12 protein-coding genes and 1 tRNA gene are annotated in these 14,678 nt (G+C 58.2%); 6 read left to right on the top strand and 7 right to left on the bottom strand.

Going from position 1 to position 14,678, the window contains the following annotated elements:
* Positions 1-56: 56 nt before the first annotated feature.
* From VNL17_13580 to VNL17_13590, 3 genes are read right to left on the bottom strand one after another with little or no spacing between them, the layout of a single operon-like run.
* Positions 57-851, bottom strand: coding sequence for a hypothetical protein (locus VNL17_13580; protein ID HXI85111.1), 795 nt, complete (start codon positions 849-851; stop codon positions 57-59).
* Positions 848-1,195, bottom strand: coding sequence for a DUF309 domain-containing protein (locus VNL17_13585; GenBank protein ID HXI85112.1), 348 nt, complete (start codon positions 1,193-1,195; stop codon positions 848-850). The genes VNL17_13580 and VNL17_13585 overlap by 4 nt, the downstream gene beginning before the upstream one ends.
* Before the next feature lie 2 nt (positions 1,196-1,197).
* Positions 1,198-2,550: a protein kinase gene (locus tag VNL17_13590; GenBank protein ID HXI85113.1), complete on the bottom strand. Its 1,353-nt coding sequence runs from the start codon at positions 2,548-2,550 to the stop codon at positions 1,198-1,200.
* A gap of 161 nt (positions 2,551-2,711) precedes the next feature.
* On the opposite strand from VNL17_13590, the gene VNL17_13595 reads away from it, so the two are divergent.
* From VNL17_13595 to VNL17_13610, 4 genes are all read left to right on the top strand, one after another.
* A complete protein-coding gene (locus VNL17_13595; protein ID HXI85114.1) occupies positions 2,712-3,395 on the top strand; it encodes a YggS family pyridoxal phosphate-dependent enzyme in 684 nt (227 codons plus the stop codon).
* Positions 3,379-4,197, top strand: a complete 819-nt coding sequence (gene proC / locus VNL17_13600; GenBank protein ID HXI85115.1) for a pyrroline-5-carboxylate reductase — start codon at positions 3,379-3,381, stop codon at positions 4,195-4,197. Before VNL17_13595 ends, proC begins: the two co-directional genes overlap by 17 nt.
* Before the next feature lie 426 nt (positions 4,198-4,623).
* On the top strand, positions 4,624-5,463 hold the full coding sequence (locus tag VNL17_13605) for a PEP-CTERM sorting domain-containing protein (protein HXI85116.1): 840 nt from the start codon (positions 4,624-4,626) through the stop codon (positions 5,461-5,463).
* A gap of 289 nt (positions 5,464-5,752) precedes the next feature.
* Positions 5,753-5,827 (top strand) — tRNA-Met (locus tag VNL17_13610).
* Positions 5,828-6,189: 362 nt separating this feature from the next.
* Here VNL17_13610 and VNL17_13615 read toward each other — a convergent pair.
* Positions 6,190-7,908 carry a carbamoyltransferase C-terminal domain-containing protein gene (locus VNL17_13615; protein ID HXI85117.1) on the bottom strand — a complete coding sequence of 573 codons (1,719 nt, stop codon included), beginning with the start codon at positions 7,906-7,908 and terminating at the stop codon, positions 6,190-6,192.
* Positions 7,909-8,043: 135 nt separating this feature from the next.
* Here VNL17_13615 and VNL17_13620 point away from each other — a divergent pair, with 135 nt between their 5' ends.
* Positions 8,044-8,715 carry a class I SAM-dependent methyltransferase gene (locus tag VNL17_13620; protein HXI85118.1) on the top strand — a complete coding sequence of 224 codons (672 nt, stop codon included), beginning with the start codon at positions 8,044-8,046 and terminating at the stop codon, positions 8,713-8,715.
* 13 nt (positions 8,716-8,728) lie between these two features.
* Here VNL17_13620 and VNL17_13625 read toward each other — a convergent pair whose 3' ends face one another.
* Positions 8,729-10,624, bottom strand: coding sequence for a sulfatase-like hydrolase/transferase (locus VNL17_13625; GenBank protein ID HXI85119.1), 1,896 nt, complete (start codon positions 10,622-10,624; stop codon positions 8,729-8,731).
* A gap of 10 nt (positions 10,625-10,634) precedes the next feature.
* Entirely contained in the window at positions 10,635-12,290 is a 1,656-nt protein-coding gene (locus VNL17_13630) for an alkaline phosphatase family protein (protein ID HXI85120.1), read from the bottom strand.
* Positions 12,291-12,341: 51 nt separating this feature from the next.
* Between VNL17_13630 and VNL17_13635 the strand changes: the two genes are divergently transcribed.
* On the top strand, positions 12,342-13,754 hold the full coding sequence (locus VNL17_13635) for an alkaline phosphatase family protein (protein HXI85121.1): 1,413 nt from the start codon (positions 12,342-12,344) through the stop codon (positions 13,752-13,754).
* On the opposite strand, the gene VNL17_13640 is transcribed toward VNL17_13635, so the two are convergent.
* On the bottom strand, positions 13,751-14,617 hold the full coding sequence (locus VNL17_13640) for a lipopolysaccharide kinase InaA family protein (GenBank protein HXI85122.1): 867 nt from the start codon (positions 14,615-14,617) through the stop codon (positions 13,751-13,753). The genes VNL17_13635 and VNL17_13640 overlap by 4 nt on opposite strands.
* Positions 14,618-14,678 lie beyond the last annotated feature (61 nt).

The following is a 14,678-nucleotide window of genomic DNA, read 5'->3' on the forward strand; positions in this document are numbered from 1 at the left end:
CTCTAACACACGGGCGGTTGGCGACGCAAGCGTCCCGCGTCCCGGGCGCGATCCTATCAGATGAGGAGGTACGCGGCAAATAATTCACCGAACAGCACGCTGACTTCCATGACGTACAGCATGCCCGTTGCCGCCTGGTTGGCCTTTTCCTGCGCGCAGCGCAGGACCATGATGGCCAATGCCAGTGGCAGCGCCAGTCCCCACAGCAGGCGCATGAGAAAGAAAAACAAGTTCCCGTGAAGCGACCAGAGCGACGGAATAAGGATGCCGCCGAGGTTCGGATCGAATCTTTCCAGCGACGAGACCGTGGCGATGACGATGACGGCGCGCAGAACCACCGCCCCGAGCACGATCTGCGCGAAGCGGAGCAGATGTTCGAAGCTCAGGCGTCGCATCAGCAGGTACCAATGACCCAGGATCATCCCGACGGTCGTGGCTCCCAGCAGCAACGTAGCACTCAACACTCCCGCGTCGAAAAACCAGGGTGCTGTCGTTTCCAACCCGCGGATGGCAAGCGCATGTTGCGCCAGGGGCATGAGGCCAAACGCCGAACCGGCCAGACCCGATGCCAGTAACAAGAGTCTCCCCAGATTAGGTTTCTCCAATCGGAACGCGCCATAGGCCGCGGTGGCGCCGATGACAGTAAGACCGAGGAACCGCACATCTGTCCAGGCCGACTGCAGCACCGCCTTTGATAGCACGACGGCAATGGCGGCCGTCAGGGCGCACAGAAGGCTGTTGAATGTGAAGAAACTCGTGCGGATCTCACGCGGCGGCAGCAGGCAAAGCAACAGCAAACTGCCAATGCTCAGCTCCGTGAGCACCATGCATAGAACCTGGATCAGTTTCATGTGTCGAGCAACTCCATCCGCGGCGGATTGCCTTCCGCCACGAGATTGCGACCGCGGCTCACGTCATGGAGCCAGCCCAGTACCTCTTCCACACTGAGACGTTCGCAAACTCCCGGATACTTTTCCAGATGCGATGTCGCGCGCAGCGCCAAACGCGCAGCCGGCTCGGGTTTGCCTTGTTGCAGTTTCAGAAAGACTGCGGCCGTTTGGATCAGGCCTTTGTAGAAGTCGCGGCGCTCGTCGGTGGTTTTCAACCACAACTCTTCCAGGACATCATGGGCCTCGTAGTACGCCTGGCGGTTGAAAGACTCAATGAAGCCGGCCAAATGCGGATCCGTCGCCACCGCTACTTACCCACCACAACCACCGAGTTCTTGCCTCCATAATTGTCATCCTCTTGCGCCGGGTTCTCCGGGTCGGGGATCCACTTTCCGTCGACGATCAATTTGTACAAGTGTCGTCCCGCCGGGAGTTGGATGGTGGCGGCCCACTCGCCATTGGGCAGCTTGCGCATGGGGATAGCCGTTTCCGGTTTCCACCCATTGAAATCGCCCGCGATGGTGATTGTATGCGCGCCGGGCGCGCTGGACGCGTTAAGCGAGAACTCGACGTTGTAGGGACGTGCCGGTTTGGGTTTTGGCGGTATCGGCGCTGGTGTTTGTGGCGTTTGTGGCTGCGTCGTGGGACTGGGTGAAGGCGAAGGAGAAGGGGTGGGCACAGGAGTGCGCGGCCAGAAAATGTAGGCGACCACCCCGACAATCAGCAACACGACGATCACCGTTGTGATCACCAGTGGAAGGGGAGAAGTCTGCTTCGGCGCTCGTGGCGGCGGTGGGGGCGGCTGGAATTCGGGATGGAGATCAACCCCGAGGCGCTTGGCCGTGGCTTCGGTCTTGGCTTCCTTGAGATCGACCAGCAATGCATCGTAATCACGGTAGCGGAGAAGAATGCTCTTATTGAGCATCTTGTTGACGACTTCCTCGGTCTTGCGTGTAAGATCCGGATTCAGTTCCCGTAACAGCGGTGGCTTCTCGTTGAGACGTTTCGCGGCAAGTTCCTCGGGTGTGTCGGCCTCAAACGGCGGATGTCCGGTGAGCATCTGGAACAAGGTTGCGCCCAAACTATACACGTCGCTGCGGAAATCCTCGGCCTTTTGCCCAACCCGCTCGGGAGAGATGTAGTAGGGCGAGCCCCAGATGCCCTGGTCAGGCGCGACATCGACATTGGCCAGCTTGGAGAGGCCGAAATCCAAAATCTTCGCGCCTACGTCATCGGCGATGAAAATATTGGCGGGCTTGATGTCGCCATGGATCATCTGGTTCCTGTAGGCCGCGCGCAGTCCTTCGATCACGTCCACGGTCATGTCGAGCGCTTCCTCTTCGTTCATCGGACCGTCTTTCTCGACGATCTCGCGAAGGGTGCGGCCCTTGAGTAATTCCATCACGATGTAGTATTGGGAAGCTTCTTCACCGACGAAATAGATCTGGACGATGTGTGGATGGCTGATGGCGGCGGCGGAACGGGCTTCCTCGAGGAAATCGTTAAGGAACTTCGGGTCATGCGCCAGGTCCTCGCGCAAAACCTTGATTGCGACCTCACGGTTCAAGGTGGGGTCGAAGGCACGGAAGACCGTGCCCATACCGCCATGCGCGATCTCCTCGATTAAGTTAAAATGGCCCAGCTTTGATGAGAGCGCCATTGACGTGTGGATTCTATTGATTCCTGCGCTGTGTGCAAGCTTTGGTTATTGCTACGCAATAATTGGTTCCTGCTATGTAATAAACGGGACGTACGTCAGGCCGCTCGTCCGCTCGCAACCCCCGCTTGCGATGCGCGCCACTTTGCGAATACAATCTAGACGTGAGTGAGGTTGCACACAACATAAATCAGATTCGCCAGCGCATCCGCTCCGCTGCCGAGCGCGCGGGGCGTCGGCCGGAGGACGTTACACTTGTGGCCGTGAGTAAGACAATCGAGCCGGAGCGCGTGGAAGCTGCGCTGGCGGCCGGGCAGGCCCTTTTCGGCGAGAGCCGAGTGCAGGAGGCAAAGGCAAAGATACCGCTGGTGTCGAGCCGGGCGCACTGGCACATGATCGGCCACCTGCAAACGAACAAAGCGCGCGATGCCGTGGGCTTGTTCGAAGTCATTCACTCCGTCGATAGCCTTAAATTGGCTGCCGAATTGAGCAAATGGGCCGAACACACGGGCAAAACACAAGTTATTTTTCTCGAGGTAAATGTCTCGGGCGAAGCGAGCAAATTTGGGTTGAAGCCCGAGGATTTGGAGTCCACCCTCAGCGAGATCAACAGATTGCCACGCCTCGAGGTCCAGGGATTGATGACCATTGCACCTGTCGCGGACGAAGTGGAGAAAGCGCGGCCTCACTTCCGCCGGTTGCGGGAGCTTCGCGATGCGCTCAGCCTGCGAGAGCTATCGATGGGCATGACCCACGATTTTGAGGTCGCCATCGAAGAGGGTGCGACCATGGTGCGCATCGGCGCTGCCATTTTTGGAGAACGAAAACGACATGAGCCTGAAGAATAAGACAATCGCGTTCCTTGGCGCGGGGAACATGGGGGAAGCGCTGATTCGTGGATTGCTGGCGGCAAAGACGGTTATGCCGTCGCAGATTATCGCCACGGATGTGCGTCCCGAACGATTGGGCGAATTGGAGAAGACTTTTGGCATCCGCACTACAGACGATAACATCAAGGCGGTTGCGGACGCCGACATTGTCCTGCTCGCTGTCAAACCGCAACAGATGTCTGCGGTCCTGGCTCCTTTGAAATCGGCAGCCGCAGTTCGCAAGCTGTTCATCTCGATCGCCGCAGGAGTGACGACGACTCGCATCGAAAGTGAGTTGGGTGACAAAGTCCGGGTGGTTCGGGTGATGCCGAACACGCCAGCACTGGTCGGAGCCGGTGCCGCTGCGTTGGCGAAAGGTGCTTATGCGACTGACGATGACCTGGCGACCGCTGAATCGATTCTTGGGGCCGTGGGCATCACCGTGCGCATCGAAGAGAGGCTTATCGACGCCGTGACCGCCCTCAGTGGCAGCGGTCCCGCCTACGTGTTCTACGTGACTGAGGCGATGATTAAGGGTGGCGTTGCCGCCGGATTGGATGAAGCCTTGGCGAGGAAGCTGGCGATCCAGACCGTTTACGGTGCCGCAAGGTTGTTGGCGGAGGGCGGGGAGGGGCCGGAGTCGCTCCGCCGCAAAGTGACCTCGCCCGGCGGCACGACCGAGGCCGCGCTCAAGGTGATGAACGGGCGCAAGTTGACGGAGATTTTTGTCGAGGCAATCGAGGTAGCCAAGCAGCGATCGCGGGAACTTTCCGGATCCTGACATCCGTCCCAACGGCTCTTGGGCCACACGCGCTGTTCTCAGCTTCTCCCACTAAACCCGCACTCCGCCCGATGCATTTCGCCCATTCTCACCAAGTGCGCATACGACCAAGACCAATAACTCCAGTTCGGACCGTTAGGAGTGACCTCCCGCTCGAGACGACTTGCGAAGCTTGCGCTTCCAAGAGAACCGCATATTGTTGTTCGCTTTGGCGCGTAAATTCTTGAAATAAATGCTTGAATCGATTCATGTGTTTGGTATAGTCGGGGTGCTTGGAGAGGCACCCAGCCCACGTCGTGCTGATAGTGAAGATGTAACGCAAGTATTTTGCGAGATGAAATGATGACGGCGAGGGTTTCTATTAGAACAAATTCCAAACGCGCGTCGGTTATTCTCTGCTTGTTCGCCGCCGTAGCGTTATCGGCCGTGCCCTCGCAGCTCTTCGCCACCACGAGCATAACCGACTACACAGTCTACGGCTTGGACGGCGTTCAAATCGGCGTCGGCTCGACCGTAAATGGACTGGTCGGCGCTAAGAACGCTGATACGGCCAATCATAACGCGATCTTCATGAATGGGGCGACCATCGTTAACGGCGATGCCCGCAGTGGAACGAATGTCGACCTGCAGAATAACGCTACGATCGTGGGGACCTTGTATATTGCCCCCGGGGGCGTTCTGACTACCAACAGCGGTGACGTCATCGGGAGTGTTGTAGTCGGCGACCCGATGTTGCCCGTCTTCCCGACGGCGACGTCGTTCTCCGCGGGAACCAGTAATGTCACGACCCAGACCAGCACGCTGACACCGGGCAGTTACGGCGGTGTCTCGTACGGCAACGGCGGCGACCTGAAGCTGACGGCGGGGACGTATTTCATGGCGTCACTCACCCTTAGTGGGAACACCCAGGTCCATCTCGATACCACCGGGGGCCCGATCAATGTTTTTATCGTCGGCAATGTCACCATGAACAACCGGACAGCCATCGTCACCGGCTCCAACGCTCTCTCTTGGGAGGTACACGGTGACTGGTCGCAGGGCGGTGGGAGTTCATGGGACGGCACACTCTTCGTCCCCAACGGAACAGCCACCATCGGTGCGGGCAGCGGTGTCACCAGCTACACCGGGCAGATCTGGGCGGATTCCGTGAACATTCAGCATGGGGTCACGGTGACGGTCCCCGAGCCGACCACGATCGCACTGGCGATGGTCGGCTTCGCCGGGCTGGCGTTGCTCGCGCGCAGAACTGCGCGCCGCCACGCGTAAGTCACGCTCCTGCTGAGGTGCGTTCACACCTGCCAGGCCAAAGCCTTCTGCAACGCCTCGAGAAATCGTCTTTGGTGACCCATCTCCACTTGAGAATTGTGGGCCCCGACAGCCCACACCCTCAGCAAGGGTTCCCCATTTGCTTCTACTCCGAGGTGGGTGGGCGTCCACGATTTCAGTGTTCGGAAAAAGGCAGTTGAAATTTCTGGGCGGCTGGCTAATCATGCGGCGCTTCGCAGATTGTGCCGGCCCAAAGGGGTCGGGCGGCATGACCGACGATTTGAATTGTGCCAGGGTAGCTCAGTGGTAGAGCAGGGGACTCATAAGCCCTTGGTCGGGAGTTCAACTCTCCCCCCTGGCACCATTTTCCCCAAGCGTATCATCCCATTGGGGACCTCTGTCAGATGTTGCGCCGATTTGATTTTTGCGGTTGGCGGATTATCTTTGGACGTGAGGGGATCATGAGGATTAGTCACCTGTCAGAGCAGCAAATTCGAGCGCGCGCCTTCGAGATCTACCTGGAACGCGGCGGACTCCCCGGTCATGAATTGGACGATTGGTTGCAAGCGGAGTTTGAATTGGCCCATCTGCCTTTTCACGTTGCACATTTGCAACCTATTCGAGTCCGGAGAAGGAAGTTGAGCTATCGCTGGAACAACAGGGCTTCTACTCTTGAAACTCCACGCTTTCCTACCGTGCCTGCAAACTGAAGGTCGTTTCGACGCCTTAGGGTGACTTCTGAACCAGGAAATCGCCAATCGCGAGGTTCTGGAGGTCGCTGCCGTAAAACATGTTCAACGCGTCGTCGGGAGAGCAGACCATGGGCTCACCGCGGCGGTTGAGGGAAGTGTTGAGCAGACAGGGGATTTGCGTTTTGGAGTGAAACCTCGCGAGCAACTCGTAGTAACGACGGTTGCTCTGCGGCGTCACAATTTGCGGACGCGCCGTGCCGTCAACGTGCACAATTTCTTTCAGGCGCGATTTCCATTTTTCGGCGACATCAAAGGTAAACGTCATGTAGGGGGACGGGTGCGCCGACTGCAGAATATCAGGCGCCGCGCGATCAAGAATGGACGGACAGAAGGGCCGCCAACGTTCGCGGTATTTGATCTGCGAATTGATCAGGTCGCTAACACCCTTGAGCGACGGGTTGCCGAGGATGCTGCGGTTGCCGAGCGAGCGCGGCCCGAATTCCATGCGGCCCTGGAACCAGGCCACGACTTCACCCTGAGCAAGGAGATCGCTGACGACATCGATGATGGCAACCCGGTCGTAGCGAATGCTGCGCTTCTGGAGAGTCGCCTCGATTTCGTCGTTCGAGTATTCGGGACCGAGATAAGCGTGCTGCATGGGCTTGATCGTGTCGCCTTCTTGATGCGCCACGTACGTAGCCGCGCCCAGCGCGGTGCCGGCATCGCTGGCCGCCGGTTGGACGAACAGTTCGCCATTTTTTCCGAGGTATTCGATGAGCCGTTTGTTGCATTTCACGTTCAGGGCCACACCACCGGCGTAGCAGAGGCGCTGCGACTTCTTAATATAATCGCCGAGGTGATATTTCGTGAGACCGAGCACGAGTTCTTCAAGGGTTTTCTGCACCGCCGCCGCGATGTGAACATACGGTTCGTCGATTTCGTCACCTTGGCGCGCGGGACCCCAGAGGTCGACCAGGCGTTGCGCGAAGAAGGTGCCCTTGCCGTTGCGCTTGTAGCGGCGCCAACCGATACAGTTGACCAACTTCGTGTTGATCTTGAACCCTTCCGCAGTGGCGTGGATCAGCGGCCCGATATCGAAGCGGCTCGCGTCACCGTACGGCGCCATGCCCATCACCTTGAACTCGCCATCCAGCATCTCGAAGCCGAGGAACTCCGTCACCGCGCCGTAGAAACCGCCCAGCGAATCGGGCGCATAAAATTCCTGGGTGCATTTTATCTCGCCGCCTTCGCCATAACCAAACCATGTGGTGCAGTATTCGCCGACACCGTCGATGCTCATAATGGCGGCATCCCGGTAACCTGAGAGATGGTAGGCGCTTGACGCGTGCGCCAGATGGTGTTCGATGGGGACGAACTTGATTTTTTGCGGGTCGATACCAATTTTCTGGAGCATGGCGAACACATCGCGCTTATTGCGGTAAAAACGACGATTACCATTCAGGAGAACCGTGAAGGCGCGATCGGGCGCGTACAGGTGCCGCCGCGCGTAATGCCAGCGTTCGGGGCCGAAGATACTGATCGGCGCAAATGGATAGGCGACAACCTGAACATCCGTCGGTTTGATCTGCGCTTGTTTCAGGCAATACAATGCCGCCTGTTCCGCTTGTTGACCCTTGGCGTGTTTGTCGCGTAGGAAGCGTTCCTCTTCCGCTGCGGCAATGACGTTACCGTCGATAACAAGCGCCGCCGCGGGATCATGTCCCACCGCGCCACCCAGTCCGAGCACGATCATCGTCTGTTGTCTCCCATCGTCATCATCTTCTCTGTGCGCGAGAGTCTAATCACCCTTTTTTGTGGACGCAACGGCGATTTTTCTGGCACAGTCAAACAAGATGATTGCAGCTCTGAGGTTACGCTTCAAATACCCGTGAGTACTTCCACTCCACCGGGCCAATACAAGGCCAAGCAGAGCTGGCAATCGCCGGAAATGGCTGCCGCGTATCGCTTCTCTCGCGATCCATCGCGGTTTACGCGGTATGATCTCGAGGAGAAAATCGTCAAGAGTTGGCTGGCTGATTTGCCAGCTCAGGCACTGGTGTTGGATGTGCCGTGCGGAACCGGCCGATTCATCCCCTTGCTGACGTCAAAGGGATACCGTTATGCAGGAGCCGATTTTTCACGGGCCATGATCCAGGAAGCGAAGCAGACGGCCGGAGAAAAACCAACGGTCGGATTCACCAATGCCGATGTCGAATTCCTGCCGTTTCGGGACCGGGCGTTCGACTGCGTGATCATGTGGCGTTTCTTGCATCATATTGGCAATGCTGCGACGCGGCAGGCCATACTTCGCGAAGCCGCGCGCGTCACCCGACGGAAGGTGCTTGTCTCGTTTCATCACCCGATCAGTTTCACCCACTGGCGCAAGCTGCTGCAACAGGCGGTTCTCGGTGGTGGGCCCAGGGGCCATGCTGTCTCGCACTGGCAACTGCAGAAGGAGGCAGAGGCTTCTGGATTACGCCTGGTCGAGACAAAGGGCTTCCGCAAATACATTTCGGTGAATTGGTTTGCCTGCTTTGAAAAGTCAGGCGCTACCCGGTAACCGCAAGTGCCAGTTACTTGGTGAACTGACGCATACCCTGCAGCGCTGACAGCACTTCGCCGCGATGGGAGGCCAACGCCTCGCGCTGGTTTGGCAGTGGCACGTTGTTCGTGTCCAGAATCGTGGTATCGGTATTATAGGCCTCGAGTCCGAACGTGATAATGGTCTGGCGATCGATGAGCGCGGCATTGCTCCAATTCGCGATGAACAGGAATGGCGGTTCATGTTCGTCAAGCAGCGAATGGCCCAACGTGTAGTCCGAGAGCGGATTCTCGACGCCCATGTAGGTCAAAATGGTCGCGGGAACATCGATGTGGCTGGTGAGACGGTTGATGGCGCCTGGCGATTCGCCGGGGATGTGGCCGACCATTAAGGTCTGCGTTTGATACTTATGGAAGGCGCTGTCGTGACCGAACAGCCCAAACTCGCGGAACTCTTCGCCGTGGTCGCCCATCACGAATACCAGTGTGTTTTCCAAGAGCCCGCGTTGCTCGAGTGTCTGCAGGAGACGCTGAATCTGTGAGTCGACGTAGTGGAGGCTGTTCTTGTAGCGGTTCTTGATCAACGCCATGTCGCCTTCGCCCCGCGCGAGTTTTATGTAGTTGATGTCTTCAGTCATGTTTCCTGTGGGGAAAATCGCGTGCTCCGGCGGGTAACTGTACGGCTGGTGCGAAGCGTCGTAGAACACAAAACCCAGGAATGGACCGGCCGGCTTTTGGTCAAGAAACTTGATGAACGCATCGGTCATGAGACGGTCGCGGTCCACGCGCTCGCATTGCCACTGGTCGGTGGTGTCTGGCAGCACATCGGCGAAACAGGTGCTGTGGAGTTCCGGATAGTTCATGTTGGCCGAGCAGAGGATGCGAAACTTGTATCCCAGTCCTTTCAGTGACTTGAATAACGCGGGCCCGGTGTGCTCGGCCAGCGCGCGTTGCCAGTAGGTGCCGTAAATACCGTACAACAGGCCGAAAATGCCGTAGCGAGTCGTGTTGCCGGTGCTGAAATTCGCTCGAAACACGAGATTGCTTTCACTCCAATGGGAAAGGAAAGGCATCACATCGGGTGTGAGCATGTCAAAGCGCCCGCCTTCAATGGGGACGATGAGAATATTGGGACGCGGCCCGCCAGCGCGAAAGCGCAACGGCGCCTTTGGACAATTAAACGAGCCCTGGCTGGGCGGTAATTTAAGGCGCATGTCCTGGGAGAGCTTGATCCCCAGGACCTTGATGGCGAATCGCTTCATGGTGACGGCTTGGTACAGGGGAAAGAGTTGCTTCACCCGCAGGATCTCAACATCGTCGCGAAGATCTGCGATATCGTACACGGCGATATTGAGGAAGATCAGCGCGAGCACGGTGGAACACGCGATGACGAACCCCCTGCGACTTCGCAGCCGGGAGGCCAGTGGCAGGCGTCGGAGCCAGGGCAGCAAGAACGCGGCGAAAATAATCTCCGTGGAGAAGATCAGTGTGACAGTTCCGACCGTGTAGAGAACCGTGCTCTTGCCAGCGACAGTGACATCGCCGGAGCCAGGCGTCGTGATCAGGTTCCACACGAAGCTGTTAAAGTGAAATAGCCAGAGTTGGTAGATCACGAAATCGGCGTAAATGAACACGTTAAACAGACCGAACAGAATGATGGCCGCCGTCAACATCACCCACAACCGCCGCGATATCAGGGCGATGAGCGACAATAACGCGGGCACCAGCGCCAGCAGCGCAAAGTTTGCCACGAACGCCAACAGCGTCGCGAGCCAGCCCCACGTCGAGGTGCCGGTGGGGACATGGGAGAGGTAGCCATGGCCGATAACCAGCAACTGCAGAACATTGAAGACGTAGAAATAAAACAATGCCTCAAGGCCATTCGTGAAGCGAGAGGAAGCAGACGGCGTCTGGTTGGTGGTCGTCATCTACGCAAAGTCAGTCCAGGTACCCGAGCTTACGGAGGCGTTCTTCAATCTTCACCGAGTCTTCCTCGGAATACTCCGGCTGGTTGGATGTTGCGGCCCCGGTTGCCACCGGTTCAGATTCTCTCCGTGGCGGGTGCGCGCGCAGGAAGTCCTCTGTGAAAGCCGCGGTAATCGGTTCACCGTCGATATCGTCCGCGATGGGCAGGCCGAGAATTTCCAGGATCGTCGGTGCGATCGCCACGATCGGCTGCGACGGAAGGCGGCCAGCCGCACGCAGGTTGGGGCCGCGTAAAAGAAAAATCCCTTCGGGTTCATGACCGCCATCGCGCAGGATGTGGCGGTTCGGGACAATCAACTCAGTTGCGCGCACATCCCGGCGAAAACTGGCGGGCACGTCGAACGACTTGCTGAGAATCCCGACAAGATCCGGCGCAGTCTCCTGGTGTGGTCCGTCGAATAGTGTCGCGCCGCGGTGAATTTCGGCGAAGACCTTGTCCCCACCAGGAGTTTTGAGCGCCGTCAATTCACGAACCACGGTGGCAAGAAGGGCCTCGCACTCGGGTTCGGCGACGATTCCTTCCGGATAGCGGTCGATACGGTTGATATGAATTGCGACGGCCCGCGACTCCAGCGGGTCGGCCCAGATCTTTGTGTCTCGCCAATTTACCAGCCCGTACTTGCTATCGACAGGGGTGCGCAACTTTGCTTTCCACGAGCGGGGCAGATAGCCGTGCAGCAGGCGCTTCCAGTGCCAGACAGGCAAAAGCTGAAGGTAACCGCGCTCAAGAAGCCAGCGATTCGTGTGGAAAAACGCCGCCGGCGCCGGGCCGAAGCCGTGGTCAGACGCGACGACGAGTGCGCAATCGGGGCCGATTGCGTCGAGGAGTCGCGCGAGCTGAGCATCGATTTGTCGGTACATCGCGCGGCAGCGGGTGCCGATCCGTTTCTGTTCCTCGGTGGTCAACGAGCTTTCCGAAGCCGGGTCGGAGAACTTCCAACAGTAATGTCCCAGTCGGTCGGTCGCCATCAACGCGATCATAAAAAACTGCCACGGCTTGGAGCGCATGAGCCGCACCGCGGCATCGACCTGGCTGAGCAGGACGCGTTCATTTTCATCGATGAACGCGAGCATCTGCTGCTCATAGCGGGCCGTGCCGGGCAGTGCGCTGGGATAGTTCACCACATCGACAATGTAGTCCTTCAGTTCGGCGGCCAATTCGGGAGGGTACGTCGTCACGCCGGGCTCGGGGGCGAAGGCGTCGCTGGTCATGAAGCCGTTCACCGGATACACCGGATGACACAGCGGCACGTTGATCACGCCGACCTGTTTGCCGTGGGCGCCGAGCCGCTGCCAGAGAGTCGCGCTTTGGATATCACGTGACGTGTTGAGCCTACGTTGGTAGTAATCGCCGGGCGGTGTATGACGAAAATGATGGATGCCGTGTTTGCCGGGATTGGTGCCGGTGACGAGGCTTGTCCAGGCCGGCGGCGTCAACGCGGGAATGGTCGAATCGAGGTTCCCCCACGCGCCTCCCTGCATCAGGCGGCGCAATGTCGGCATGTCGCCCCGCTCGGCGAGTGGGGCGAGGTTCGTCCACGTCGCGCCGTCGAGTCCGATGACAAGGACGCGCGCGGCGGGCGTGATGGTTTGTGCTGCGGGAGCCACGGGCGGGTGGTATAACAGTCTTATGAGACAGGCACAAGAAAAAGGACGCGCATGGGCACGGTTGAAAAAATCCTGGTGATTGGCCTGGACTGCGCCGAGCCGTCGCTGGTGTTCGGGAAGTGGCGCGACCAGTTGCCGAATTTACGCGGGTTAATGGAGCGGGGAGCGTGGACGACGATGAACAGCACTACGCCGCCAATCACGGTGCCGGCCTGGTCGTGCATGATGTCCAGCAAGGATCCGGGTACCTTGGGCATTTACGGGTTCCGCAACCGCAAGGACCACAGCTATAGCGGACTGACGTTTGCGACTTCGACTGCCGTGCGGGAGCCTCGCCTTTGGGATATTCTCTCGAAGGCCGGCAAGCGCGTCGTGGTCCTCGGTGTTCCCGGGACGTATCCTCCGTCGGCCGTTAACGGGTCGATGGTCAGTTGCTTTCTGACGCCGGATCCGGCGACGAACCAGTACACCTATCCACCGGAACTGCGCGACGAGATCGATCAGGTGCTGGGCAAAGACCAGTACATGGTGGACGTCTCCGACTACCGCACGGAGAACAAGGCCCCGGTGCTGCGTGAGATTTATGAGATGACGGACCGCCGCTTTGCACTGGCGAACCATCTCATGCGCACGAAGCCGTGGGAGTTTTTCATGCTGGTCGAAATGGGTATCGATCGCATCCATCACGCTTTCTGGAAGTTCTTTGATCCAGAGCATCGCAAGTTTGAACCGGGCTCGCCGTTCGCCGATGCCATCCGTGATTACTACATCCATGTCGATAAACTAATCGGGAATTTGCTGGCGGCTCTGCCCGAGCCCGATAAGACCGCGATTGTGGTCGTCTCGGACCACGGCGCCAAGCGCATCGACGGTGGAATCGCCGTCAACGAGTGGCTCATCCGGGAAAAGTACCTCACCGTGGGCGAGCACCCGAAGCAACCCAAACCCCTCGGGAAACTCATCGCGGAAGGCAAAGTGGATTGGAGCGCGACGAAAGTCTGGAGTGAGGGCGGCTATTATGCGCGCGTGTTCATCAATGTGAAAGGTCGCGAACCTCAGGGCATCGTTGCCCCGCATGAGTACGAGGCATTGCGCGACGAGCTAATGCAAAAGCTCGAAAAGCTTGGTGACGAGAACGGCAAGCCGATTGGCACTCGCGTTTACCGGCCCGAACGGCTGTACCACCGCTGCAATGGAATCTGGCCCGATCTGGTGGTGATTTTCGGCGACCTATACTGGCGCTCGATTGGCAGCATTGGGTATAACGCCATCCATGTTTTCGAAAACGACACCGGGCCAGACGACGCCAATCACGCGCAGGACGCCATGTTTGTGCTCTCCGCGCCCGGCATGAAAGCGGGGCAAATCGCGCCTGTGGACATTCTGGATGTTGCACCGACACTCCTCCGGTTGTACGGCCAGCCGATTCCGCCTGACATGCAGGGCAAACCGTTGGCGTTTTAGGATTCTGTCGCATTCCAGATCCGGCCGTATTTTGGTTGACGACCGCGCAACCTACGGACCCGCCGCCAAATTTTTGCGATGAACTGTTTGTCGGTGGTTTGCAACTTCATGGTCCGCGCATAGGCCAGGTAAATTCGTAGCAAGTTTGGCAGAGAAAGGTATGCTCGTCGTCGTGCGGAATGGGCCAGTGCTGACAAATCTTTTAGGTACCAGCGCTGACGGTGCGGTCGCGGCCCGAGGACACGTTGCAAGTCGATCAGGTACAGGTCCCAATCGTCGCCGCGCTCGACCACAAAAATGTGTTTCAAGTTGAAATCCTTGTGAATGAATCCGGCATCCTGAAACGTGCGGGCCAATTTGCCCAATTTTTTAAACAATTTCCATTTGCGTTGCGGCGAAGCAGTCGCCAGTTGCTGGACGATGTAGTCATCGGCGGGTGAACCATTGAGGATTTCTTGCTGCAACAAAAAACTACTGGTCACGATGCCAGCCCGGCGCGACTGTCCGGTGGCGATGGGGAGGGCGGTAAGGAACTTATGGGTGCGGAGCAGGTGCAACTTGCGCCATTCGCGGCTGGCCTCGTCGTCACGGCCCGGCCAATGGATAAGGCGAAGCAATTTGTCGAGCGGTGATAAATATTCCTCTCCATATCGCTTGAGGTAGCCGACGAGCGTACCTCCGCTTGGTAACGGCAACTCGACGCGCACTGTCGCGCGGCCCGGTACGGCGCGGACGACGGCTTTCGCCGGCAACGCCATGATTTTGTCGAACGAGTCAAGTCCTGCAGCCTGTAATGCTGGCAGAAATTCGGAGGCGACAGTCAGTTTGCCGTCATCAAGGGAGATGTATTCAGGTTCGTGCATCCACTGGATGAAAGTATTCCGTGGCGACTGCGAGTTTGTCCAACCAAAACTCAAATGCGTT

Source organism: Verrucomicrobiia bacterium, assembly GCA_035577545.1.
In the GTDB taxonomy this organism is placed as follows: domain Bacteria; phylum Verrucomicrobiota; class Verrucomicrobiia; order Palsa-1439; family Palsa-1439; genus Palsa-1439.

Bases quoted from the DNA above. Each gene is read 5' to 3' on its own strand.
- VNL17_13635 (HXI85121.1), top strand. From the start codon at position 12,342: ATGGGCACGGTTGAAAAAATCCTGGTGATTGGCCTGGACTGCGCCGAG.
- VNL17_13615 (HXI85117.1), bottom strand. From the start codon at position 7,908: ATGATCGTGCTCGGACTGGGTGGCGCGGTGGGACATGATCCCGCGGCG.
- VNL17_13590 (HXI85113.1), bottom strand. From the start codon at position 2,550: ATGGCGCTCTCATCAAAGCTGGGCCATTTTAACTTAATCGAGGAGATC.
- VNL17_13580 (HXI85111.1), bottom strand. From the start codon at position 851: ATGAAACTGATCCAGGTTCTATGCATGGTGCTCACGGAGCTGAGCATT.
- proC (HXI85115.1), top strand. From the start codon at position 3,379: ATGAGCCTGAAGAATAAGACAATCGCGTTCCTTGGCGCGGGGAACATG.
- VNL17_13640 (HXI85122.1), bottom strand. From the start codon at position 14,617: ATGCACGAACCTGAATACATCTCCCTTGATGACGGCAAACTGACTGTC.
- VNL17_13625 (HXI85119.1), bottom strand. From the start codon at position 10,624: ATGACGACCACCAACCAGACGCCGTCTGCTTCCTCTCGCTTCACGAAT.